The 24,452-nt window shown below is 58.3% G+C and carries 24 protein-coding genes and 3 pseudogenes; 16 read left to right on the top strand and 11 right to left on the bottom strand.

The window, feature by feature from the left end; all coding sequences use genetic code 11:
- A pseudogene (locus ACR3FF_RS18830) lies at positions 1-114 on the top strand (IS1595-like element ISHti5 family transposase); the annotation flags it as partial.
- Between the two features lie 397 nt (positions 115-511).
- Positions 512-667: a hypothetical protein gene (locus ACR3FF_RS18825; RefSeq protein WP_458189655.1), complete on the top strand. Its 156-nt coding sequence runs from the start codon at positions 512-514 to the stop codon at positions 665-667.
- Here ACR3FF_RS18825 and ACR3FF_RS18820 read toward each other — a convergent pair.
- Positions 657-1,832: a CobW family GTP-binding protein gene (locus ACR3FF_RS18820; protein ID WP_458189654.1), complete on the bottom strand. Its 1,176-nt coding sequence runs from the start codon at positions 1,830-1,832 to the stop codon at positions 657-659. The genes ACR3FF_RS18825 and ACR3FF_RS18820 overlap by 11 nt on opposite strands.
- Before the next feature lie 211 nt (positions 1,833-2,043).
- Complete coding sequence (locus ACR3FF_RS18815) at positions 2,044-2,403, bottom strand: DUF7344 domain-containing protein (protein WP_458189653.1); 360 nt, start codon at positions 2,401-2,403, stop codon at positions 2,044-2,046.
- A 256-nt stretch (positions 2,404-2,659) separates the two neighbouring features.
- Between ACR3FF_RS18815 and ACR3FF_RS18810 the strand changes: the two genes are divergently transcribed.
- Positions 2,660-2,860, top strand: a complete 201-nt coding sequence (locus ACR3FF_RS18810; RefSeq protein ID WP_458189652.1) for a DUF7835 family putative zinc beta-ribbon protein — start codon at positions 2,660-2,662, stop codon at positions 2,858-2,860.
- A 14-nt stretch (positions 2,861-2,874) separates the two neighbouring features.
- Positions 2,875-3,105, top strand: coding sequence for a DUF7563 family protein (locus ACR3FF_RS18805; protein ID WP_458189651.1), 231 nt, complete (start codon positions 2,875-2,877; stop codon positions 3,103-3,105).
- A gap of 89 nt (positions 3,106-3,194) precedes the next feature.
- On the opposite strand, the gene ACR3FF_RS18800 is transcribed toward ACR3FF_RS18805, so the two are convergent.
- From ACR3FF_RS18800 to ACR3FF_RS18770, 7 genes and pseudogenes are all read right to left on the bottom strand, one after another.
- Positions 3,195-3,878 carry a helix-turn-helix domain-containing protein gene (locus tag ACR3FF_RS18800; protein WP_458189650.1) on the bottom strand — a complete coding sequence of 228 codons (684 nt, stop codon included), beginning with the start codon at positions 3,876-3,878 and terminating at the stop codon, positions 3,195-3,197.
- Between the two features lie 115 nt (positions 3,879-3,993).
- Positions 3,994-4,793, bottom strand: a pseudogene (locus ACR3FF_RS18795) (IS5 family transposase).
- Between the two features lie 67 nt (positions 4,794-4,860).
- Positions 4,861-5,595: a PAS domain-containing protein gene (locus ACR3FF_RS18790; RefSeq protein WP_458189649.1), complete on the bottom strand. Its 735-nt coding sequence runs from the start codon at positions 5,593-5,595 to the stop codon at positions 4,861-4,863.
- A gap of 493 nt (positions 5,596-6,088) precedes the next feature.
- Positions 6,089-6,211 (bottom strand): annotated as a pseudogene (locus ACR3FF_RS18785) (hypothetical protein); the annotation flags it as partial.
- Positions 6,212-6,318: 107 nt separating this feature from the next.
- Entirely contained in the window at positions 6,319-6,960 is a 642-nt protein-coding gene (locus ACR3FF_RS18780) for a hypothetical protein (protein ID WP_458189648.1), read from the bottom strand.
- A 48-nt stretch (positions 6,961-7,008) separates the two neighbouring features.
- Entirely contained in the window at positions 7,009-8,904 is a 1,896-nt protein-coding gene (locus ACR3FF_RS18775) for a heavy metal translocating P-type ATPase (RefSeq protein WP_458189647.1), read from the bottom strand.
- Positions 8,905-8,921: 17 nt separating this feature from the next.
- Positions 8,922-9,137 (bottom strand): heavy-metal-associated domain-containing protein, encoded by a 216-nt coding sequence (locus tag ACR3FF_RS18770; protein WP_458189646.1) that lies wholly within the window; start codon positions 9,135-9,137, stop codon positions 8,922-8,924.
- A 159-nt stretch (positions 9,138-9,296) separates the two neighbouring features.
- Between ACR3FF_RS18770 and ACR3FF_RS18765 the strand changes: the two genes are divergently transcribed.
- A complete protein-coding gene (locus ACR3FF_RS18765) occupies positions 9,297-9,821 on the top strand; it encodes an ArsR/SmtB family transcription factor (RefSeq protein ID WP_458189645.1) in 525 nt (174 codons plus the stop codon).
- A 194-nt stretch (positions 9,822-10,015) separates the two neighbouring features.
- Here the strand turns inward: ACR3FF_RS18765 and ACR3FF_RS18760 are convergent, their stop codons facing one another.
- Positions 10,016-10,651: a helix-turn-helix domain-containing protein gene (locus tag ACR3FF_RS18760; RefSeq protein WP_458189644.1), complete on the bottom strand. Its 636-nt coding sequence runs from the start codon at positions 10,649-10,651 to the stop codon at positions 10,016-10,018.
- A gap of 212 nt (positions 10,652-10,863) precedes the next feature.
- Between ACR3FF_RS18760 and ACR3FF_RS18755 the strand changes: the two genes are divergently transcribed.
- From ACR3FF_RS18755 to ACR3FF_RS18705, 11 genes are all read left to right on the top strand, one after another.
- Positions 10,864-11,496 (top strand): hypothetical protein, encoded by a 633-nt coding sequence (locus ACR3FF_RS18755; RefSeq protein WP_458189643.1) that lies wholly within the window; start codon positions 10,864-10,866, stop codon positions 11,494-11,496.
- 213 nt (positions 11,497-11,709) lie between these two features.
- Positions 11,710-12,282 (top strand): QcrA and Rieske domain-containing protein, encoded by a 573-nt coding sequence (locus ACR3FF_RS18750; RefSeq protein ID WP_458189656.1) that lies wholly within the window; start codon positions 11,710-11,712, stop codon positions 12,280-12,282.
- A gap of 6 nt (positions 12,283-12,288) precedes the next feature.
- Complete coding sequence (locus ACR3FF_RS18745; RefSeq protein WP_458189642.1) at positions 12,289-13,740, top strand: cytochrome b; 1,452 nt, start codon at positions 12,289-12,291, stop codon at positions 13,738-13,740.
- Complete coding sequence (locus tag ACR3FF_RS18740) at positions 13,733-13,918, top strand: DUF8120 family protein (protein ID WP_458189641.1); 186 nt, start codon at positions 13,733-13,735, stop codon at positions 13,916-13,918. The genes ACR3FF_RS18745 and ACR3FF_RS18740 overlap by 8 nt, the downstream gene beginning before the upstream one ends.
- Positions 13,919-16,960 carry a nitrate reductase subunit alpha gene (gene narG, locus ACR3FF_RS18735; RefSeq protein WP_458189640.1) on the top strand — a complete coding sequence of 1,014 codons (3,042 nt, stop codon included), beginning with the start codon at positions 13,919-13,921 and terminating at the stop codon, positions 16,958-16,960.
- A complete protein-coding gene (narH, locus tag ACR3FF_RS18730; RefSeq protein ID WP_458189639.1) occupies positions 16,960-18,099 on the top strand; it encodes a nitrate reductase subunit beta in 1,140 nt (379 codons plus the stop codon). The genes narG and narH overlap by 1 nt, the downstream gene beginning before the upstream one ends.
- Before the next feature lie 58 nt (positions 18,100-18,157).
- Positions 18,158-19,006 (top strand): ethylbenzene dehydrogenase-related protein, encoded by an 849-nt coding sequence (locus ACR3FF_RS18725; protein WP_458189638.1) that lies wholly within the window; start codon positions 18,158-18,160, stop codon positions 19,004-19,006.
- Positions 19,006-19,767 carry a molecular chaperone TorD family protein gene (locus ACR3FF_RS18720; protein WP_458189637.1) on the top strand — a complete coding sequence of 254 codons (762 nt, stop codon included), beginning with the start codon at positions 19,006-19,008 and terminating at the stop codon, positions 19,765-19,767. Before ACR3FF_RS18725 ends, ACR3FF_RS18720 begins: the two co-directional genes overlap by 1 nt.
- Before the next feature lies 1 nt (position 19,768).
- Positions 19,769-20,692, top strand: coding sequence for a DUF8068 family protein (locus ACR3FF_RS18715; RefSeq protein WP_458189635.1), 924 nt, complete (start codon positions 19,769-19,771; stop codon positions 20,690-20,692).
- The gene (locus tag ACR3FF_RS18710) at positions 20,689-21,696 is read left to right on the top strand and encodes a HEAT repeat domain-containing protein (RefSeq protein WP_458189634.1); all 1,008 of its coding nucleotides are present in this window, start codon (positions 20,689-20,691) and stop codon (positions 21,694-21,696) included. Before ACR3FF_RS18715 ends, ACR3FF_RS18710 begins: the two co-directional genes overlap by 4 nt.
- Positions 21,697-21,699: 3 nt before the next feature.
- Positions 21,700-22,950, top strand: a complete 1,251-nt coding sequence (locus ACR3FF_RS18705) for a P-loop NTPase (RefSeq protein ID WP_458189633.1) — start codon at positions 21,700-21,702, stop codon at positions 22,948-22,950.
- Between the two features lie 323 nt (positions 22,951-23,273).
- Here ACR3FF_RS18705 and ACR3FF_RS18700 read toward each other — a convergent pair whose 3' ends face one another.
- Complete coding sequence (locus tag ACR3FF_RS18700; RefSeq protein ID WP_458189632.1) at positions 23,274-23,663, bottom strand: CPBP family glutamic-type intramembrane protease; 390 nt, start codon at positions 23,661-23,663, stop codon at positions 23,274-23,276.
- Between the last annotated feature and the right edge of the window lie 789 nt (positions 23,664-24,452).

Genomic DNA, 24,452 nt, shown 5'->3' with positions numbered 1-24,452 from the left:
AGGTTCCGAGGCGTCTCAAAACACCACTTACAGGGCTATCTAAACTTCTTGGGCTGGATCCTCAACACCGACGACTGGTTCGAGCAGATCCTAAGTACTGACTTCTACAGATGAGCGAATCCATTTTTGAGCGTATCATCGCCTCAGCGCTGACTGGGTTTCCAGGCGGTCGAGACAAATGTCACGTGGCATGTCTCTGGAGCGATTCACCCCGTCTGTCGTACGTCCGACAGCTCACACGTATTCTTCTGGGCTTTCTTCGAAGAACTCCTTGCATTTTGCCGATTCGAAGTGATACTCCTCGTCGTTGTATTCAGTAACGGCCGTCGGAACGGTGGTGTTGATCCGGGAGTCGCACACTGGACAGGTTTCGACCATACTAACTATGCTAGCTACCCTTAGCCACTGCATTAACTGCTATGGCAGATACGGGGATTTTGCGGGCCCCAACGAATTCGGGGAAAAACCAAACATATCGTTATGTGGGCTCACCTTGTAACCAGGGATGAGTATGTGTATCTACTGTACATACCGGGAGGACGGCTGGACTGCCCTCCTTCAGTACGACGACGTTTATCAGGAAACTGTCGCTTCCGGTGAACAGTCACAGTCGACGCACGGCTTCTATGAGTCATGGGACGACCTCCGCGACCAGGTCACGCAGTGACGATGTCTATCGGAAATGGGTCATCGAGTGCATCAGCGGCGTCTCGTTCGTCGTCGGTAGCGAGGCAGTCGTCGAGTTCGGCCTGAATTCGGTTCTCTTCGAGGCCACGCCCGATGAACACCAGTCGGGTTTGGCGCGTATCCTGCTCGTCGTCCCACGTCCCGATGGAACCAGCCTGCACCGCCGGCCCTGCCGTACTGAGACCGACTACATCGGTGCGTCCGGCGACCCAACAAAAGCCCTTGGCCCTGACCACATTCGTATTCCACTCCGTGAGCCACGTCGCGAACCGACCGGGGTGAAATGGTTGCTGGCGGGCGTAGACGAATGAAGTGACGCCGTGACGATCTGCAAGGGACACAGCATGGTCGTGGCCCTCCTCGTGGTCGTGGGATATCCCTCTTCCGTCTGCACTGTCACCGTCATCGGTGTGGTCGCTGAAAGCCCTGAGCTGACGCTTCCATCCGACTGTCTGTTGTGCTTGCTCGAAGTCGAACCGATTGGTGTCAAGTACCTCGGATGGGTCGGTTCGAGAGTGAGTTGTCCGCAGAAACGTCGCCCGTGGCTGCAGTTCCGCCAAGATAGCTTCGACATCGTCGAGTGCGTCGTCAGGCACCATATCACATTTGTTCAGGAGGAGGACATCACAGAACTCGACCTGATCAATGATTACCTCGGCCATTGGTCGATTACGAGGTGAATCAACTTGCTCCGGCAGTGAGGCGTCAGAATCGAATTCTTTCCAGAATCCGTAGGTGTCGACGACAGTAACCATCGTATCCAGGCGAAATCGTTCGGTCGGATCCACCGCCGATTCGTCCGTCCCCTGGGTGAATGTCTGCGCGACCGGAATTGGTTCGCTGATGCCGGATGCCTCAATCACGAGGTGGTCGAACGAGCGCTCCGCAGCTAATCGTTGCGCCTCCGTCAGCAGGTCGTCGCGGAGCCGACAGCAGATACAGCCGTTTGAGAGGTCGACGATACCGTCATCCCCATCGTCAGATAGCAGTTCAGCATCCACATTGATTTCTCCCATATCGTTCACGATTACTGCGAGTTCGTGACTTCCGGGGTTCGCCAAGAGGTGGTTGAGCAAGGTAGTCTTGCCCGCTCCGAGGTAGCCGCTAACGACGGTGACGGGGATACGGTCGGACGAGGATACCATCGTGTGTAACCGTTTGGCACGACAGGGTATAGTTGCTCGCCCAATTGAAGTGAAGTGCTACACTACCTCCCGTAATAGGACGACAGCCGTAGTGATGCGACGAAGGGCGGCGAAGCCACCGATGCCGGTCAGTAACCTCTCATCAGCATCACAAAGCTCTACCATCCACGGTCTCGGTGAGTAGACATCTTGTATCAATTAGCAGTCAGAGTTATTCGACGCGATACTCTGTCGGCCCCAATTCGGATCGTGGCTGCAGATTCGATTCGATGGTCTCGACTTTCTCGGTGGTCGTGAAATACTCCTCGCCGCTATTGTGCTGGCGCTCGATCAATCCCACTTCGATGAGTGTCGGAAGATGTTCCTGCTGGAGCGACGCAGAGACATCTTCCAACCGACCATCGGGCACGTCAGAAGCGGACTGGTCTGACTCCCACCGTGCGATCTTCCGCGTCAATTCGGCGAGTGGGACTGGACGTTCCTGTTGGCGAAGATAACAGAGAACGTCCTGGCAGCGGGGCTCATCGAGCAGTTCAACGACCGTTGCTGGTGTGTCATTTATGTCTCTCATGTGCCGGTCACCCGGTTAGAGCGGCTACTCGATTGGAGAGTACCATCGCGAGCACCGAAAGGATACTGGCACCACTCTCGTCCACCGAAAAGACGGCGACAATTCTGTCGGTCAAAAAGAGACACAAAAGAATACCCTGCATATGCAACGAATAGACCGACTGGGTGTCGGAAACGGGTATCCACTCGAGTGCAGGGAAATACGCCTGCACACCCGCACAACGCGCAAACCGAGTCAATCACCACAGCACGTCACCATGGCAACGACACAGTCGGCGTTCAACGAAACGACGGAACAGTGCGACAACTGTGCGAAGCAGACCCACCACCGCGTCTCGGTCGAGCTTATCACCGAGAGTGAGAAAGAGAAGAACGCTGCATTCTCGCGGGAACCGTATCGCATCACGGAGTGCACTCAGTGTGGTACCGAATCCCACCAACGAGTAAATAACATTTGAGGACGCTCTCAGTTATGCCTCAATCACAACACGCAACACGAACCAACGCGGGTGGCACCGAACGGCGGTGTCAGAACTGTGGCTCGTTCATCACCTCGGAGTTCGCCCGCGTCTTCGGGAATAACGATGATGTGGTATTCGGCTGTTTGGAGTGTATGTCGGCGACGGAAGTCAGAAACGGCAAGGCACGCGCAGAAACCATCGATACGTCACTACCCGGTACCAAGCGTGGGACGGTTCGATGACGTGGACCGCAGGGTGACGAAACGTACAGTTCCTCTTTCTTTCCGTGGTGAATACTGCGACGAGCACGCGCTTCGCTCCTTGACTGAAATCACTCTTCGAGCGAATCGTGCTGGGAAGATTCTGTTGATCCGTCGACGAAGAGCATGGTTTTTACGAGGCTTTCGTGGCCTCGGCGGAGTCGTTCCGAGACCGCTTGGTGTGTGATGCCGAGGTCGCCTGCGAGATCATCTGCAGTTGCCTCTCGTGGAATCGAGTAATATCCGTCTTCATAGGCCTGTTTGAGTGTCTCACGTTGGCTCTGTGTGAGGTCGAATCGGTCGTGGCGTCCCTCATTGAGCTCCCGAATCTGTTGGATCTCAAATCCCATTTCTTGCTGGTCACAATTGTCGAACGTTGTGGACACATCATCGTGGTCAGTGAACAATAGCCGCAGATTCCACTTCCCGTCGCTCCCTGTCGCCCGGAGAATCATGCAGTTTTCGACGAGTGTTTGAATTCGGGTTTCGATTTGCTCGTTCCACTCTAACTGATAGAGACACTCACCGTCGAATGCGCCGACCAACTCAAAATCACTCACATTGTCATCTGCAGCAAATGCGGTTTCGATCAGCTCGCGGTCGGTCGTCCCGACCCAAACGAGTGGCATCAGACACGCTTGCACACCGGCGATTACATTTTCGATGTCGAGCGTAACTGTTTCGAGGTGATGGAGTGTGTGACCCAACACGAAGTCATCAGCGGGGAGTGCGGCCCTCACGGTCGTTCCGACCATTACCGGTAGTGTGTGATGAGAGAGTATACTGCTGTCGGCCAGTTTTCGGGCGATTGGGATGTGATTTGTATCAGCCGTAATTCAACTGCTGTGTTGAATAGATGCTGAGTCACGGTTAGAGCGGCTCACAGAGCGGTTCTATGTTAGAGATGGCGAATATCAGGACGATTTCACAAAACTGGCGATACCAGCCCAGCGCTCGCTCGGCGCGCCGAGCGAGCGCTTCGTTGTCGAGTACGATTTCGGCCATCCAGCGCTGAGAATAGCCTTCTGCCCGGATAAGCGCGTTATGTCCTATCGTAAGCGGTGTCGATCCACGCTGTAAGATGAGTGGATCGACACCGAGGGCGTAGAACTCGTACTTCGTGTGCCAGTTGTGGAAAGCTTTGTCAGCTGCCACGGACAGCAGGTCGTCCGCGTTCCGGCGACGACCTGCGGCCCAGTCTTCGTATCGTGTTTCCACCGGGCCGAGATATGGACGTCAAGAACAGCAAGTGACTCTCGGTCGGTTACTGTCGTAACTTTCAGCGTTTGAACCGTGCTTCCTGACCGCTGGCGGTAGTACGACGAGACAGAGCGGTGGTCGAAGAACGTGGCGTCGATGGCGGCGTGACCGCTCGGGTCGTGCAACTGCGCCGACAGGCGCAGCAGCACTCGCCAGAGTGCTGTTTTGAGTCTGTCAAAGGCCTTTACTAACGTGGAGTGGTGTGGGAGATTGGCCTCGTCAAGGCCGATCTCAGCAAGAATTTGTGGCATCTCGCTCAGCAAATCAAGGCTGTCTCGGTAGGACTTATCAAGGTAAACCCGCAGACAGTGCAGCGAGACGAGGGCGTAGTCGGCGACTTCGCTTCGCCCATCGACAGCATTTTTAGCCAATCGAATCGCTTTGCTCGTGACGCGGGAGATCTTAGACATGGATCATCGACGGTTTCCCGCTTCAACTTCCTAGTTCTAACGGTTGAAGTCGACGCTGTCTAGCGATTCACCAGAGCCGTTCAGTGGTATCCGCCGTGCTGGTGGCATCCTTACTGGCACTGTTCATCGACTCAAAGAGTACTTGGTCGCTCGCTAATGCCTGGTCTGAGGTTTTCCGGTCGGTAATATCGTAGTAGAGTTCAACCCGCCCACCAGCGTACGCCCCAGACTCGATTGGCTTGCTACAGTAGTCGAGCCACCGCTCGTTGCACCCGTCATCAGCTGTAATTTGCCACTCAGAATGCTCGAGATAGGTATTACCGTCGTACGTATCACGGATTGTTTCGGCAAACATCACCGAGTTATCAACGACTGTCGCGATGCGCTCGTCGAGGAGCTGGCGTTTGTCCCGGCCGATCACCCGCTCACGGTCAAGCTCAAAGTACCGTTCTGTTGCGTCATTGATCCAGACGATGTCGAAGTTCTCGTCAAGGATGAACACGCCTACTTCGATGCGGTTGAGTACGTCGTCGGTTATCGACTCAGCTACTAGCCTGTCGACCGAGTCTTTGGTGTGGGTGGCTGAGGAGGATGATACTGGGCGCCACCAAACACGTGCGCTCGCACCGACTTTTTTAGTGTTAAGCTGCCCGTGATTGACGAGGCGCTCTAATCGGCCGTATGTGCTCCGACGGCCAAGATTGAGATGCTCGGCCACCTCCATCGTCGTACGTGGTGTTCCTGAACCATCGAAGGCGGCAAGCGTTTTGCGTTGGGTGGGAGTAAGCGAGTCTGTGGCCATTTTCCTCACATTGACGGCGTTCCTTAGTAACCTTCCGCCGACGGAACCGTCGCAAGGGTTTGGTAACAGACCAATGGAGGTCTCATTCTATTAGTAGATGGTAATGCACTGTTGTTTGAGTGATGCGGAATCATCCCGGTGATTTCTCGGAAGAAGGCCTACTCTCTTAGAGTATTTATATACAGGCGAACACTTTCCACGGAGTAGACGCGCCAACAGATGTCAGCCGCACTGTGGAAACCACAAGATGAGTTGATTTTCGATTAATCTGCGCGGGAGCGGACGACATCCATCAACCTCGAAATCTCACAGACTACCCTATGCACGAAATCAGTCCCGAGGCACCTCCCACCTTCTTCGTTGAATGAGTAGTGGTCACCCCCTGACAAAAGCGCAGTGCCCCATCAACTCCGTGTGCTATCGCGCTCGCGTTCATTCGCTGCTCCTTCCCTCTATTCTTCAGTCTGCCGATTACACTGGCACAGCGAGATATCTACGGTTCGATTCGTTCTCTAACTCGATTCTCGTCAACGGTCCGGTCGTGCTTCTCTTCGGCGTGTCGTTGGACGATTTCAATAATTTCGCTTCGCTTTTCATCTATCGCGCGTACGAGGAACTCGCAGTCCGGGGCTCCACGCTCGAACTAGGGCATACGTTCGCAATACGACGGAACAATAGAAAAACGCGGTGCCTGGCCAGAACGTAGCTGCCGTCGGCTACCGGTTACTCCACCTGTGTAACCGTGAACAGGTCGTCGTCGGTCAAGACCACTCGAACGCGACCGTGCCACGCCTCCGCGAACGCTGTCCGCTCCTCGTCAGTCGCGGTCCCATCGATCAGTTTTTCCAGATACTGCGTGGTGGGACCAGCGCTCGGTACGTTTCCGACGTGGTAGGTGACCTGAACGACGTCGTCAGTATCGGTTCGCTCGAACGTGAACGTGGGTTCGGCTTCGTCGGCATTCTGGAAGTGGAGATGGTGTTTCCGATCGCCGTAGCCGCCGGTTAGCCCGCCGAAGCCGTCCTCCTCGGCAGCACCCGTAACGTACGAGATGATCCGGGACATTACGCCGTAGGTCGCGTCGGACTTCGGCCCGCCGGTGGTCACCTCGACGTCGCCTCGAACGGGGTACTCGTCCGGGTAGAGTGCCGCAAGCCCGAGCTGGATGATCCGAAATGCACCTGACGCTGTCGGGCAGGAATGGCCGGCCTCCTTCACTACATCCGCGTAGCTGATCACGAACGGCTCGCCCGGCTCCAGGACGGTCAACGCCTCGGCGACGGGATCGCGGATGCGAATGGGTTCGACATCCTCGTATTCGACATTCCAGTTCGTCAGGTCGCTCTGGTAGGTAGTTTCGTTCATCTTTGTGGGGTGTGATAGGTTGGTTGTGGAGTGTGGCGTAGTCGATAGTCAGTACCGCAGCAGGCGCATCCCGTTGAGGATAACCAGCAGGACGCTGCCCTCGTGGACGAGCATCCCGCCGGCGAGGTGGACGTTACTCGTCAATACGCCCGCCAGAAGGACGGTCACCGTGAGGACCGCAATCCCGACGTTCTGGCGGACGTTCCGGCGCGTCGCCTTGCTCAGTCCGACCGCGTAGGGGATGCGTTCGAGGTCGTCGGCCATCAGCGCCATGTCCGCCGTCTCGATGGCGGTGTCGGTGCCCGCAGCGCCCATGGCGATGCCGACGTCGGCGGTCGCCAGCGACGGCGCGTCGTTGATACCGTCACCCACCATCGCCACGACGTACCCCTCCCCGCGGAACGACTCAATGGCGGCCTGCTTCTCCTCGGGGAGGAGTTCGGCGCGATAGTCGTCGATGCCGACCTGGTCGGCGACTGCGCGAGCCGTCCGCTCGTTGTCGCCGGTGAGCATCACGGTCCGCACCCCGATGTCCTTCAACGCCTGCACGACGCCGGGGGCTGCCTCGCGGAGTTCGTCACGCAGGGCGATCACGGCGATGACCCTCCCGTCGCGGACGACGTGGACCGCCGTCTCGCCGGCTTCCTCGCGCTCACGGACGTACGCACCGACGTCCTCGGGAACGGCGATGTCGCGCTCGTTGAGCAGTGCTCGGTTCCCGACGACGATTTCTTGACTGTCGTAGTGGGCGACGACGCCCTTCCCCGCGACGACCTCGAAATCATCCGGATCCGGGAGAGGTACCGTTTCGACGACGCTGCCCCCGTCGGCAGTAACGCTCCCCGTGACGTCGGCGTCCCGGGCCGCGTCGAGGATGGCGTCCGCAAGATGGTGTTCGCTCTTCTTCTCGGCGATGCCAGCCAGGCGGAGCGCCTCCTCGGCGTCGTACTCGAAGCCCTGGACACTGGCGACGGTCGTCTCGCCCTTCGTGAGCGTTCCGGTCTTGTCGAACGCGACGAGGTCGATTTTGCCGGCGCGTTCCAGATGCTCGCCGCCCTTCATCAAGACGCCGTTGCGGGCGGCGTTGCCGATGGCCGAGACGATACTCACGGGTGGCCCGATGACGAGTGCACCCGGGCATCCGATGACGAGCAGGGTGAGCGCCATGAGCACGTCACGGGTGACGACGTACGAACCGACGGCGAGCAGGATGATCGCGGGCGTGTAGTAACGCGCGAAGCGATCGATGAGCTGCTCGGTCGGGGCCTGGGCCTCCTGGGCCTCCTCGACCCGGCGGATAATGCGCTGAAGCGTCGTGTCCGACCCCGTGCCCGTCGCTACGACGTCGAGCGCACCTTCCTGGTTCACCGTCCCTGCGAACACGTCGTCGCCGGCGGTCTTGTGGACGGGCGCGCTCTCGCCAGTGACCGGTGCCTGGTTGACGGCACTCTCGCCGTCTATGACCTCGCCGTCGACTGGGATCTTCGCCCCGGGCTTGACGATGACTGTCTCGCCCTCCTCGACCTCGCGGGCAGGAACTTCGACCTCTTTGCCGTCACGGCGGATGAGCGCCGTGTTCGGCGTCAGTTCGAGCAGTTCCTGGAGGGCGGTGCGGGTCTTGCGCATCGTCCGCCCCTCCAGGTAGCTGCCGAGACTGAACAGGAAGACAACGGCCGCAGCCTCCCAGTACTCCCCAATGACGATGGCACCGATTGCGGCCAGCGTCACGAGCGTCTTGATACCGACCGTCCGGCTCTGGAGTTCGTAGTAGGCGTTCTTTGCGATGTCGTACCCGCCGACCACTGCTGCGAGGACGAGGACGAGCGCGCTCGCGGTGTCGTACCCGGTGGCGTAGCCGAGACTCCAGCCGCCAGCGTACAGGAGGCCGCTCGTCGCAGTGACGACGGCCTTGCGATGTTTGCGGTAGTACTCTTGGGCGTTCATGGACGTGGAATCCCCACTTACGCGGGCTGGGGGGTGTACCCCTGGTTCTCGATGGCGGTCTCGAAGTCGGCCGGGTCAGCCACGTTGGGGTCGTACTCAATCTCGACGCGACCGGTCGTGTAGTGGACCTCGACGTGCTCAACTCCCTTCGTCTGCTTCAAGGCACGCTCGACGGTGCTCGCACAGGTCGGGCAGTCGAAATCCATGACGCGGAACTGGGTGTGTTGGGTCATCGTGGCTCTCCTCACTCTCACGTACGCCCCTGCTGGAGGTAAGTATTACTCAAATTATATGTTTGGGTGGTGGAAGGAGGTGTTTGACCGGTTCGACGACCCGTTTGAGCGGTCGCAGTGACCGTCCGTACTTTACGATGCGTCACGAAGTCTACTCCGATGAGTAGCTTCGAATCCGATGTGGAACTGACTGACATCGTCGTGCGGGACACCGACGTATCGAAAACGGTTGACGAACCCCTTCGAGCGATGATTCTCGATATGCTTGCAGAACAGGCGATGACCGTCGAGGAGGTTCACGACGAACTCGGCAGCCGCGGTGTCGAGCGGACGGTGAACACGATCCGTCACCACATCAACGAATTACGAGATGCCGGTCTCGTTGAAGTCGAGCGAATGGAGGAACGCCGCGGTGGAACGCTGAAGTTCTACCGAGCGAACACTATCATCCTCTCCTACGCTATTCCGGAGGAATTCCGTGATAAGATCGCCGGAATGGCCGACTGGATGGGGCCTCGGCTGGAGCCGCTCATCGACGAGTTCCTAGACGAATACGGTGGAGACATCGAGCGAATCGCTGACCAGATGGCCCCGTGTGAGCACTGTCGAAATCAAAAATACGAAACATATCTTCTACTCACGGTACTTCGCCGTGGATTTGTCAACGCTTATGCAGACCAGTAAAGCGGTAAACACGAGCGAATTCACCACTCGCTCGTTCCAGTGCTGAGCTTCGTTGACCTGTCGTTTCTGCCTCTCGTCCTTCTTTCTGTGAGTTCAACGGGAATCCAACGAGTAAATTTTGCCCTGACTAATATATCTTCGCACGTGAATTAAATAATTGAATAGTGTAATTAAAGGAGATTTTAGACACAGGGCTATTCACCGAGCAAGCACTCGAGGAGTTTTTCTTGGGCTTTTGAGAGGTGTTCAACAAATGTGGTCGTGGCGATGTCCAGTGAGGCAGCGACTTCACCCGCGTTTGCTTCTTTCGGATGGCCGAAGTACCCCATTTTGTGAGCAGCCCGGAGAACCTCACGTTGTCGGTCAGTGAACAATCCCCGGTCGATGTAGACTAGCTCCTGTGAGGTTTTGCCGTCCGACTGGTAGAGTCGATTGAGGTGAACTCCGTCGGAGGTAGCTTTGATGTCGGCTACGGCCTGCTCGACCGTCCGAAGATTCTTCGCGTAGAACGTCAACGAAAGCTGTCCACCGTTTGCATGGATGTCCCGAACCGGGCAATTGTGCTGCTCGATGAGCTCACAGGGACACCGTTGGCCGGCCGGACGCTGTAGCCGAAACACGCCGTTAGCCTCGTCAACGGGGTCGGCGTGCAGGTCGACGTCGGATGGCGCGTTCTCAACCTCCAGTTCCTCGGTGATGTTCCCCTCGCCGTTTGCAAGCACGGTTCGCGAGACGCCGTTCACTGCCCCAGCCAGTTCGGACGTTGAGGCGACTTGACATACGCTTGGATTTCGAATCTTTACTTCAGCAAAGATGGTCTCCCCACCCATGGTTTATCTCTACTTTCCGAATTTCCATAAATCGTTGCTCCCAGATCCTCTCCTTGGGCTACTTAAACCACCGGAATATAGAGGGCCAACGTATAATACCGCTCATAGTGAGTCCTTATCCCGGCGTTTTCGCACTATGTGCAGATAAGTAGAGGTGCGGAAACCGACACGGGGGTGTGACACATGACAACAAATAGGGTGAGGGACGAATAGTGAGACGAGAGACCCTCGTCATTGGAGTGCTCGTCACACTAGTGTTACTGCCGATGTGGTACATCGCACTGCACGGAGAACCGACGAGCGAGGAGATAGAGATTGATTCAGGTGTGAGCGAAATTCGGCCGCTTGGTGGCCCGATAGAAGCGCCGAATAAGCTTTCGCCGAGCCAGGTCGGCGTGATCGTCTGGGTGGCGCTGTTCGGCCTCTACGGCGTCCTCGTTGGCGCTCATCGGTTCATGAACAGTGCCGTCAGACCATCCGACGCCGAAACAGCTGTCGCTGACGGCGGTTACACTGGCCAACGCGATTCTGAAGAGGTTCCGAAGTCGGGCAAGCGCATAGACAGTGGTGTCAGTCGTCTCTCATGGCTGAGTACGGACGACCGATGGATCGTCGAGTACAATGACGCGACAGGGTCGAATGAAGGACTCATCGTAATGGCCGCATTGACGGCGATTGCTATCGTATTCTCGGCGCTTTTCACAGGCGAGTACCTGACACTGGCGCGGACACAGTACTTTGGCCTATATGCAGCTGGCCTATTCTTCTCGCTAACCGCACTGACTGTTGCGTACTACGCTTGGTTCATGCCGCACATCAAGGTTTTAGAGAAACGGAGGCATTAACAAATGGATGACACGAATCTATCGAGTAGCTCGCACCGACAGACGACTAACGAACCGTTGCCCAACCCGTGCGAGCGCTGTCCATGTACATCAACAGAGAACAGTTTGTCGGATGAAGGAGAAAAGTCATCCCATCGTTCGAGAGGCGGTAGTCCACTCAAAGCAGACGGGAGCCGAACAGACTTCGACCTCTGGTTCGACGGAGGGACAGAACTGAAGCATACAGGGAGTAAGAGCGGGAGATTTAACCGCCGAAACGTGGCCAAGATCCTAGCCACGATAGGTGGCCTGGCCGCTGCTGGGAGTTTGGCCGCGCCGCTCGCTGGACTGACTCGTGTATTCGAACGGGAATACACCGGTCCGGTCTACACCAATGGGGTACCGCTAGTGGACGCAGACGGCAACCGAATCAGCGAAAACCAACTGACGATGGGCGATGTCATGACCGTCTTCCCCGAATCCCGACCGGGTCTTGAGGACGCTCCGACATTGCTGGTTCGGTATCCAGAAAAAGAGTACGCCAATCCGACGAAAATGGAGTTTACCGTCGCGGGCTACGCCGCCTATTCGAAGGTTTGCACGCATGCGGGATGCATGGTGTCGAACTATGAGAACCAGAGGATGGTGTGTCCGTGTCACTTCGGAAAATTCAACCCGATTCAGGGCGCAGCAGTTGTCGGTGGGCCGCCGCCACGACCGCTCCCTCAACTCCCTATCACGCTGTCCAGCGACGGATTTCTCATCGCCACTGGAGACTTCGAGGCTCCTGTCGGGGTTCAGGGGTGAGACCGCATGTTCAAACGTATCTATGACTGGTTCGACGATCGATTAGACCTCGAAGCAGGCAGCAGACTCCTCGGCAAGGCATTCCCGGCTGAGGACTCCTTCCTCCTCGGTGAAGTTGCGCTGTTCTCGTTCTTCGTGTTAGTCATCACAGGGGTGTTCCTCGGATTCTTCTTCGAACCAAGTACCACCGAGGTTACTTACGATGGGAGCGTCGCTCAGTATCAAGGACAAGACCTCCCAGCGGCGTTCGTGAGCGTCCTTCACATCACCTACGATATCCCCTACGGGATGTTTCTCCGGCGGATGCACCACTGGGCTGCCCACTTCTTCGTGGCGGCTATCGGTCTCCATTTGCTTCGAGTATACTTCACCGGAGCGTATCGCAACCCCCGGGAACTGAACTGGGTCGTCGGTGGCGGCCTCGCCCTGCTCGCCATCTTTGCGGCGTACACTGGCTACTCGCTCCCGTTCGATGAGTTCGCCAGTACCGCGACGGGCATCGGCTACAGCATCGCCACGTCGGTGCCGGTGTTCGGCGGTATCCTATCGAAGATCGTGTTCGGTGGCCAGTATCCGTCAAGTGCGACGCTCCCCCGATTTTACTTCCTCCACGTGTTCCTCATCCCGGTCGCCATTATAATGCTTATCACAGTTCATATGGGGATACTAGTACGACAGAAACACACCGAAGGCCCGCGGAGCGACGATGTTGCAGGGGAACGCACCATCCAGCGAGGTGACGACACGTACGTCGTCGGCTTACCGGCATTTCCAAATCAGGCCGCGGTGAGCGTCGTGGTATTCTTCCTCACGCTGGCGTTCGTTTCGCTGCTTGCAGGGTTCCTGCCGGTTCACAACGTCGCAGAGTACGGTCCGAACGATCCCGCCTCGACGCCCGGGCTCATCATGCCCGATTGGTTCCTGATGTGGGTGTTCGGCTTCCTAAAGCTAATGCCGTCGTGGATGAGCTTCACTATCCCCTTCACAGACATTCACGTCTCGACGGAGTTCCTCAGCGGAGCGGTCTTGCCGGGCATTGTGTTCGGTCTCCTGTTCCTGTGGCCATTCATCGACTACCGAGAAGAGCCGACCCACTTCACCGTCAACCCTCTGCGCCGCCCTTGGCAGACCGCGGTCGGAGTCACGGCGGTGACGTTCATCATGATCGCCTCGATAGCGGGGATGAACAACATCCTCGCAGACGTGATCAACGTCTCGACCGGCGTCATCAACGCGGTGTTGCTCGTGGGAATGCTGGTTTACCCCCTCGTAGCTGGCATAATTACATACTTCGTTCTCCGAGGGAACGGTTCGTCGGAGACGCCCGGTCGCAGAGAGCCCGCGGTTGATGGCGGGTTGTCGCCATCGGAGTCGGCGACTGCAACCAATCGAGCAGACGAGGGTCGGGATGACTCGACCGAGAACCGGGTACGCGGTGGAGGTGATGCGAATGACTGACCGTCGCGTGACTGTAACTGTCCGAACCTATCGGATACTCGATTACACGACGAAGCTCGTGGGTCTCGCACTCGTCGCCATCGGGCTCGAGGTCGGGGGTGCGACGACTGTGGGACTGTTGTTTGGAATCAGTGGAACCGTACTCGGACTAACAACGGTATTTATCGACGAACCATAAATGAGTGACAACCAATCGAACGTCAACGAAGAGAGCGAAAATGAATCGAGTAGCGGCGTCGGTCGCCGCGGCTTCCTGAAGGGTATCGGGTTGACGACGGCACTCGGCATGACCGGGAGTGCTGTCGACGATAAACTCACCCAATTACGCGGTATCGAGAGCGTCGACGACGCGGATTATATTGGCAATTATCCATACCGGGAGTGGGAGGACTTCTACCGACAGAAGTGGGAGTGGGACTCGGTCGCCCGGAGCACCCACGGCGTCAACTGCACAGGGAGTTGCTCGTGGAACGTCTATGTGAAGAATGGCCAAGTCTGGCGTGAGGAGCAGGCCAGCGACTATCCCGAAATCAACGACGAGCTGCCATCATCGAATCCTCGCGGATGCCAGAAGGGGGCCTGCTACACTGACTACGTAAACGCCGAACAGCGCGTCAAGCACCCCCTCAAGCGCGTCGGCGAGCGCGGCGAGGGTAAATGGAAGCGCATTTCGTGGGACGAAGCACTCACAGAAATTGCCGACAAAATCACTGAGGAGGTGACTGCTGGCCGGTACGATACCATCAGCGGCTTCACGCCGATTCCGGCGATGAGTCCGGTGTCGTTCGCCAGCGGATCGCGTCTTATCAACCTATTTGGCGGGGTCAGCCACAGCTTCTACGACTGGTACTGCGACCTACCCCCGGGTCAGCCTATCACATGGGGTGTCCAGACGGACAACGCCGAGAGTGCCGACTGGTATAACGCCGACTACATCATTGCGTGGGGGTCGAATATCAACATCTCACGGATTCCCGACGCCAAGTTCTTCCTCGAAGCTGCCTATAACGGAACCAAGCGAGTCGGTATCTTTAGCGACTACTCCCAGACCGCCATCCACTGCGACGAGTGGCTTGCGCCTGATCCCGGGTCGGATATCGCACTGGCTCTCGGGATGGCTCGCACCATCGTCGACGAGGAACTATACGACGAGGCCCATCTCAAAGAACAGTCCGATATGCCCCTTCTGGTTCGTGAAGACACAGGTAAGTTCCTCCGTGCAAGCGACGTGAGCTCGGATGGTAACGATCAGGTCTTTATGATGGTCGACGGGAGTGGCGGCCTCCGGCGCGCGCCAGGATCGCTCGGCAATCGAGAGGGGAAATACGACCCAGATGCCAGTATTGAGCTCGACTTCGATCCACGACTCGCCGTAGATCGTAGAGTACAGGTTCAGAACAAGAACGTCCGAGTACGGTCGGTCTGGACGCGTCTCCAGAAGGAACTCTCCAAGTACACGCCCGATCGCGTCTATGAAATCACAGGCGTCGGCCGCGAGACCTACCAAAAAATCGCACGCGAGTTCGGCAACGCTGATCGGGCAAAGATTATCCAAGGTAAGGGAGTCAACGACTGGTATCACAACGACCTCGGTAACCGCGCACTCCAGTTGCTGGTGACGCTGACGGGGAATCTCGGCAGACAGGGAACTGGTCTGGACCACTACGTCGGCCAGGAGAAGATTTGGACGTTAAATGGCTGGCAGAAGCTCGCGTTCCCAACCGGGGACGTCCGTGGCGTCGCCACGGCGCTCTGGACGTACTACCACGCCGGAATCCTCGGAAACGTCGACGAAGCAACGGCAGACCGTATCCGCACATCCATCGAGAAGGGATGGATGCCAATGTACCCCGAGCAACGCGAGGGAGGAAATCGCCCTCCACCATCGACCATGTTCATCTGGCGTGGGAACTACCTGAACCAATCCAAGGGTGGCCTGGCCATCCAGCAGGGACTCTGGCCGAAGCTTGACCTCGTCGTGGACGTCAACTTCCGGATGGATTCGAGCGCCCTGTATTCAGATATCGTGCTTCCGGCGGCGAGTCACTACGAGAAGTACGACCTGTCGATGACCGACATGCACTCCTACGTCCACCCATTCACGCCGGCTATCGAACCGCTGGGACAGTCAAAGACCGACTGGGAGATTTTCCGTCTGCTTGCCCAGAAGATACAGGAACTCGCCACCGAGCGGAACATTGAGCCCATCGACGACCGGAAATTTGACCGCCAGATCGATCTCCAGTCCATTCATGACGACTACGTGCGCGATTGGCTGGTCGACGAACCGGGTGCTCTGCGGGAGGACAAAGCCGCTGCCGAGTTCATCCTCGAACACTCCGAGGAGACAAATCCGGAGGGAACCGATGACCAGATTACATTCGATGAGACGGTCGAGCACCCCCAGCGGTTCCTCGCTACTGGTGACCACTGGACCTCGCCAATCGAGAAAGACAAGCCGTACACGCCTTGGAAGAGGTTCGTCCAGGGGAAAGAACCGTGGCCAACCCTAACCGGCCGCCAGCAGTACTACATCGACCACGACTGGTTCCTTGACCTCGGCGAAGAACTGCCGACGCACAAGGATCCGATGACACTGCAAAACCCCGAGGAGTATCCACTCCGGTACAACACGCCCCACTCACGGTGGGCAATCCACTCGACGTGGCGAGCGAACGATCGGATGCTGCGCCTCCAGCGTGGCGAGCCTGTGGTCTGGCTAAACCCGGAGGACGCGAAGAAACGCAATATCGAAGATGGAGATGATATCATAATATACAACGAAATTGATACGTTGAATGCAATGGCGAAGATATACCCCAGTAGCGAACCGGGAACGGTTCGGATGTATTTTGGGTGGGAGCGGTTCCAATTCGAGACCCGGGGCAACTTCAACACGCTCACCTCGATGTACATGAAGCCGACTCAGCTCGTTCAATACCCCGAAGACACCGCCGAACACCTGTACTTCTTCCCGAACTACTGGGGGCCGACCGGAGTGAACAGCGACGTTCGGGTCGAAGTCCAACCAGTTCAGACCGGTGGCGGGGAGACGACTACTCCAACTACGACGACAACGACTCCCGAGGAACAGGGTGGAACCTCGGGGACAACGACCGGCGAGACAACCGGGGCGAACGAGACTGCCACCGGAGCACCCGCGGACAAGGCCGTATCGGCGGCGAACGACGTGTCCGACGACAACGGAGGTGACTCATAATGAATTCTCAGAATCAGCAAGAGGAAACGACAACAACTCAGAACGGCGGCCAGGAGATGGACATCGCAGAGGGAATCAACCACCAGGTAGCAATGGTAATGGATCTCAACAAGTGCGTGGGCTGTCAGACCTGCACCATCGCATGCAAAACGCTCTGGACGGACTCCAGCGGCCGCGAATACATGTACTGGAACAACGTCGAAACTCAACCGGGGGAAGGCTACCCCCGTGGCTGGGAAGACGACGGCGGCGGCTACGCCTCGGCCGAGCAGGCTCAAGCCGACACGCACGGCGAATACCAACCGGGGGATGGCACCCTCCCGTCACAGGAGGACTACGGCCGGGCGTGGGACTTCAATTACACCGAAATAATGTACGACGGGAGCGACGCACCGCTCCGGCCAGAAGGTAAGTCTCCCGAGTGGGGGCCAAACTGGGACGAAGACCAGGGTGCGGGCGAGTACCCCAACTCCTACTACTTTTATCTCCCCCGTATCTGCAACCACTGCACCCATCCCTCCTGTGCCGAGGCTTGCCCGCGGAAGGCCATCTACAAGCGCGAAGAAGACGGCATCGTGCTTGTCGACCAAGAGCGGTGCCGTGGTTATCGCTACTGTGTCGAGGGGTGTCCGTACAACAAGGTCTATTACAACGTGATGCGCAAGCGCTCGGAGAAGTGCATCTTTTGTTATCCCCGCCTCGAGGACGGCGGAGGTAAGAATGAAGGTAACTTCAACCTCAACGACGGCGACGCAGTGCCGCCCGCGTGCGCGACGGAGTGTCCGCCACAGCTCCGGATGGTCGGATTCCTCGACGACGAGCAGGGACCGATTCACAAACTCGTCAACGAGTACGAGGTGGCACTCCCGCTCCATCCCGACTACCACACTCAACCGAACGTCTACTACATTCCGCCGTTCGCCCCGCCTCAGCATGACGAGGAGACCGGCGAGAGCATCGATGTCGAACGCATCCCGCGGTCGCTGCTCGAAGAGCTGTTTGGAGAGCGCGTTCAGGACGCACTCGACACCATCGAGCGTCACCGCAACAGGGTTCAGCAGGGTAATGAGAGCGAGCTAATGAATCTTCTCACGACCAATAACCCGGCCCAGCAATACCGGTTGGAGGTGTTCGATTGATGCGAGGCAATGAGCGACGTTGCATTCGTCGGGCCAGAAGTCCGGAGGTGTTCGACAGGTGAACGGTGAGGTTGCCGCGGCAGTACGCCGACTGTTCATTGCCGGAGTGCTTGTAATCGCCGCATCGTTCGTTCCCATGTTCGGTGCAGGAGTCCCTGCCAACCAGATTCCGGTCATGACAGCATCGCAATCACAGGGGAGATTACTTTCGACGCCGACGGATTCCGCGTGGAACAACGCCACGACGGTTACGATTCCGCTGGCGAATGCGCCAAGTCAGGTTCCGAATGCCAACAATACGTCCATTAACAGGGCGAACGTTGAGGCTGCTCATACCCAAGACCGGTTGCTTCTCAGGATATCGTGGGCCGATGGAACCAATGACAGCGATGTCACGTCCTCACAGTACGAGACGCCCCGTATCAACTCCTTCAGCGACGCAGCCGCAGTCCAATTTCCGGCGAACGTCACCCAGCAACCCGGTATCGCCATGGGGAGCCCCCAGTCGATGGTGAATCTCTGGTGGTGGAACGGCGAAATGGGCCAGCAGGAACTGCTGGCCGGAGGGGCGGGGACGACCACACCATTTAACCAAACGAGGCTATCGACTAATGCTACGTATCAGGACGGACGGTGGTACGTCGTGTTCTCACGAAACTTGACCGTTCAGGAGCAGAACCGTACTTCGATAGAGATGGAACGAGACGTCCCTGTCTCGTTCGCGGTCTGGAACGGGTCGAACGGCGAACGGGCAGGCCGGAAAGCAGTCAGTGAGTGGTATACCTTCCCGTTCGGTCCTGGGCCGAAGGGACCGCCGTACCAGACTGTCCTGTGGACGATAGCTGGAGTGGCGATCGCCGTCGTGATCGCCGTCACCGCGATCGCAGTCCAGGAAAGTGGTTCCTGATGTGCGCTAAAACACCCGACGATGGCGATGGATCCACCACGACCGACGAACCACCGTCGGATTCCAGCGACGCCTCGACGGGATCCGCAGACCCGCCGCTGAACCGCAACGATGTTGACCCGGACTCTGCGGCTCGCGGAACAGTCTACGCGCTGCTCGCCCGCGCTTTCGAGCACCCCGACGAGGATCTCTACGAACCGCTCGCCACCGGCGACCTCTGCGACCAATTTGTGACCCTGTTCGCCCGGACACCCCTCGACATCGCCACCAGAGACATCGGGACGGACGACGACTACGACACGCTCTGTGCCAGGTACAACGACCTCTTCGTCATCGGCTATGCCGAGTACGAGGATCGAACTGACGGCACCCTCTCAACCGACGAACCGCCAGTGCCGCTCTACGAGTCGGCCTACCGACCCGAGGCATCGTGGACCGATGTGAATCTCGACCTCGCGCGGGCCTACGACTACTACGGAGTGCGACCCGCCGCCTCGAACCGGGAACATCACGACTACCTTTGTCTTCAATTGGAGTTCGCAGGTTACCTTGCCCGGCGTGAAGCCATCGTGGACGGGGTAGACGCTGCACGGGCGCGGTTTGACCTCCTCGACCGCCACCTCCGTATCCTCGTAGAGGGCATCGTCGAACGTATTGCAGACGAACCGAACACCGGAGCGTACGGCCGCCTCGTGCGGTTCCTCGACGATTTCACCGCCGCGGATCGGGAAGAACTCGCCGACCGACTGGAGGGCGACTGAAATGAGTCGATCGACGAGAGACGTTAGCGAGCGCTCGGCCGTGGTGGGCGACCGCGTACGGTCGCTGGCCGGGGCAGCCGCGGCCGCCGTCCCCAAGTCTTGGACTCACTCAGTCCGGCTCACGGCGAGTCTCACGGCTCTCGCCGGACTTGGTTCGCTGACAGCTACCCGAATCGCACTGAACGCGCCGGTCGTCCTACCGAGTGTCGCCTCCAGTACGTGGTATGACGCGGTGACGCTCGCAGCAATCGTCGGCCCGGCCGCCGGAATACTCCTCCTCGGTGTAACCACAGCAGAGGCGTGGACGCGGGCCGGACTGGTGCTGGCGAGCGTGTTCGGCCTCCTGTCGGCGGTGACGAGCGCTGTCGCCGTGCCGGCGGTCGGAGCGACCGTCGTCGGTGGTTGGCTGATGTTGCGAGGAGCGCTCGCGACTCTCCCTCCGGCGAACCGTCGTCGCATCCGCGTCGTCGTCTTTGTGCTTCTGACGGGCCTGACACTGTCGTTGTTCGGCGCCGTCGGCGTCCACCCTGTCGCGCTACGAACCGCCGGGACAACGCTCGCACTCGCAGGGATGGCGGTAACGCCGCTCGCGGTTCGGCCGCGAACGAGCGCGTTCGCAGTCGGCGGCGTCGCGGCCGCTACGACGTTCTACCTGACCGGGGCCGCACCGTTCGTCTCGGGCGCGGTCGTCCTGATAGCCGGAAGCGTCGTCGGCGGGTCAGCGCTTCTGCTCGCGGCGGCCGTGGGCGGTCTGACGGCGACGGTCGTGGAGGGAGCAGCGAGTGGACGAGTCACGCTCACGTCGACTGGACTACTGCTCCTGATGGCGGGCGTCCCTTCTTCGATTCCGCGAGCGCTCGGCGTGACGCTCGCGGTGGCGTTTATCCTCGCGACGCGATCGGACCAAGACGGTGATTCGACATGAGTCACGACCACGATACCGAACACAACGACAGATGCAACGCCAATCACGAACGTGCTTCGAACCACGAATGCGGTCACGACGCTGCCCACGAGTGTGGGTGCGCGAGCGAAAGCTACCCGTACTCGGACGACCCTGAGTACGACGAGATCGAGGAGGATCCCGACCCACAGCTTGACCCGACGAAGAGTCCCGGGTTCGGTCACTCCCACGATAGCCTCGCTGACATCGAGGTGAGTCGGGATGTAACTATTGGCGAGATGGATCCTGACGAACTGACTGCGAGCGACACCGACCCCGTGGCTGAGGCGTCGGTTCAAGAACTGCTCGCCGATCTCGAAGACGGGTCGAAGAAGGAGCGACGACGCGCCACTTTGGCGCTCGCCGAGACCGCCGAGAAAAGGTCAGCAACCTCTCGAACCCCGTCCGAGAACACTGATGCATCGGCGGCGGTCGTGGCCACACTAACACGAGTCGCACTCGGTGACGACGACTCCGATGTTCGACAGTTCGCCGTCGAATCGCTCGCGAAACTGGGGGTCGACAACGCCGGAGATGTGGCGCTCACCGTCTCGCGTGACGACGACCCGTGGGTGCGGGCAGAGGCCGTGGTGGCGCTCGACCGCATCGACCGCGAGGCATATGCCGACCGGATGGAGGAGGCTCTCACTGACGACCACCACGCGATCCGCCGGAACGCACTCATCTCACTGTTCAAGCTCCGAGGCGAGGACGTGGTGGATGACGCCATCGAGGCAGCGACCGATCCAAGCACGCGCGTTCGGGAGTGGGCCGCCCACATCCTCGGCGGCATCGACGACGACCGCGCCCGGCGGACACTGGAAGGGATGGCGACCTCCGAGGACAGCGACATCGTGGCGCTGACCGCCAGACATGCCAGGTCGGTCGACCCCGACCGCTTCCGACGGCGGTTCACGGGCGCGATAGAGGAAGGTGATACCCTCCTCCCCGGCGAAGACTTACTGAATCGGCAACCCCGCCTCTGAATCATGAGCGAATACGAACGCCACTTACGGGAAGACGTGGAAGCGGCCCTCCGGTCGGTCGAGGACTCCCGGACTGGAATGAACGTGTTCGAGGTTGGACTGGTCGAGAACATCGATGTCGATGAGGGGACGGTCATCATTAAGGCCGACCTCACCCAGTTCGACCCCCGAACCAGCAGCGAAGTCATGGAGGCAATGTTGAACGCGGTTCGGGACATCGCCGGCGTCGAGAGTGCCCACGTCGAATCCGCCGGTGTGGACACCGACGATCGGGTCTCGATCGCCGAGATAGGCACAGTGGTCGCCGTCGCGTCCACAAAGGGCGGCGTCGGCAAGTCGACGGTCGCCACCCAGTTGGCCTGTGCGTTCGCGGCCGACCGCGATGTGGGGCTGTTCGACGCCGACATTTTCGGTCCGAATGTCCCCTCGCTATTGAATGTCGACGACCCCATCATGTCAGACGATTACGACAATCCCATTCCGACCACAGTAGGCGGGATGGAAGTCATAAGCGTCGGGTTGATGACCGAGGGCGGCCCGCTAGCGTGGCGCGGCGCGATGGCTCATGACGCACTATCGAATCTGTTCGCCGATACCGTGTGGGACGAACCCGACGCACTCATCATCGACTTGCCACCTGGTACAAGCGACGTCCTGCTCACGACGCTCCAGGAGGTACCCATCGATGGGGTGATCTTCGTCACGACGCCGTTCCACACTAGCGTCGAGGACACCCGCCGGAGTCGCCGCCTGTTCGAGGAGAACGGCGTCCCGATCCTCGGGTGCGTAGTCAACATGGATCATTTCATCTGTGACGACTGCGGGAAGAATCACGACACGTTTCCGGGCCAGACGCCCGCCGAAGGACTCGACATGCCGGTGCTGGGTCGTCTCCCCTTCTCGACGGACTTGCAGGCGCGACCGGAACCGGGCACTGCGCCAGAAGCGTTCAAGACGGTGGCTAACGCAGTCGCAGACCGGTTGGAGGCGACGAATCGTCTCGAACTCCCCGACGACCCGCTCGACATCCGAGGTCTGGAAGCCCAACAGCGGGTGGACATGGTACGCGAGACGTTCGAAACTCTCGGCTCTGGCGACCCGTTCTACCTCGTAAGCGACCGGGATCCGACTCCGGTTGGCGAGTTCCTGACCAATCTCGCGGGTGAAGACGGCGATCCGGTAAACGTACTTCCGGAGTTCACGGTCGAGCGTCGAGGTCTCGAAAAGTGGGTGCTCAAGGCAATCCATCCCTGAGTCGCCATCCAGCGTTCGTGAACGGTCGAAACGAACTACGACAGCTCGTATGAGTGACCCAGGAATATCCCTCGGGCATGAATACCGGTGCGACTGCGAGCGCAGAGGCCAGGAGGCAGATGGCTATCCCGACACCAACGTACATCCGGTCGTTCCACATAGATGTCTTCACACAGAATAGTTACTAAGAACTGCCTACGTATCCACCGACGCGGATGCCGATAATGGAGAATTTTAGGAGAAAGCCCATGACTTTAGTCATGTGGATGATGTCAAGATAAGAACTCCGAGCAAGAAGTCGCTCTTATGCAACCCCTTCTAGTTCAGCCACGGACCTTGTCGGTTGTCAGTGGTGACCGTGTCACGTCGTTAGTCTTCCAGAGGTTCTCCTCCCTCCAGCACAATGTGATGGGGACTGCTAGAAGTGTCCAAACCGGGTAATAGAATTCATCCGCGACCTCAACGGTTTCAGACACGAAATTCACCCGTCCATGCAAGAAGATGATGCCGAGGATACTTCGCGAGGTATGATTGTAGACACAGGTGAAGATGATGGACAGTGCGACGATACCAATCATGCACAGCCAGAAACTGCTCGTCGCGAATCCGACGAACTCGCGCTGAAACGAGCTTCTGACGAAGAACAACGAGAGGTGCCAGACTGCCCAGACGACGCCTAACAGGAGACTGTCGCCGAGCGCTAATCGATCCATCTAAAGCCTGTCTAATGCATACCCTCGCTATCCAAACTCTTCCAGGATCGGCGGGAGCGTCGCGAAGAACAGCGCCAGTAAGATCGCTATTGGGTTACTACTTAGCTCTCGAACGGTCTCGCCCCAGGCAATTCCCTGGCCGCCCTGCAGCGAAGCTCCGAACGTAGCCACGATGTCACTCCGACAGGGAGGAGGAGGACAACGAGGAACCACCGCACGCCGATTCGGCGTGACTGCGTGATTCGATTCCAGAAATCTGCTCGCCCCTGGTCTCGTAGACGAATCCGATACCGACAGCCCCGGGGCCAAAAAGTGCCAGCAATTGTAGCACCAGTCCTTCGACACTCTGAAAACTCACTCTCGGGGCAATCGCCAAAAGCAAGAAACTCCACGTAATGGCATACGCCACGCCGAAAAATATCCACGGGTTCCCCACGAAAATCGACGCCCCTCCGATCGCTAGGCGACCTGATTCCTGCATCTCTTGAATCAATTGTTATACATTTAACTATTCTCGCAACGACGATACTACGTCGCCGTCCTACTACAGAACCGATTTGACAGGTTTCAATGACGTGGCTAATCTACTGAACCCATCTTCTATATCACGCACAACCCTTGTCGATATACTCAATCGCTATCAACCGCAGAATACACGCCATCCACTTCAACTAGTGCATTGTCAACTATCAATTGTAGGATAAAGTCGGCGTAGTTTGATTCGTGCATCTTCGGATGTGAATCGCCAGTCAATGTCTGTTTCTTGGGCGTTCAGTGAATTTGTCCACG

The sequence above is a fragment of the Haladaptatus ordinarius genome, from assembly GCF_054177595.1.
The sequence above is the reverse complement of the archived record's forward strand: the minus strand, read 5'-3'. Positions and strand labels throughout refer to the sequence as shown.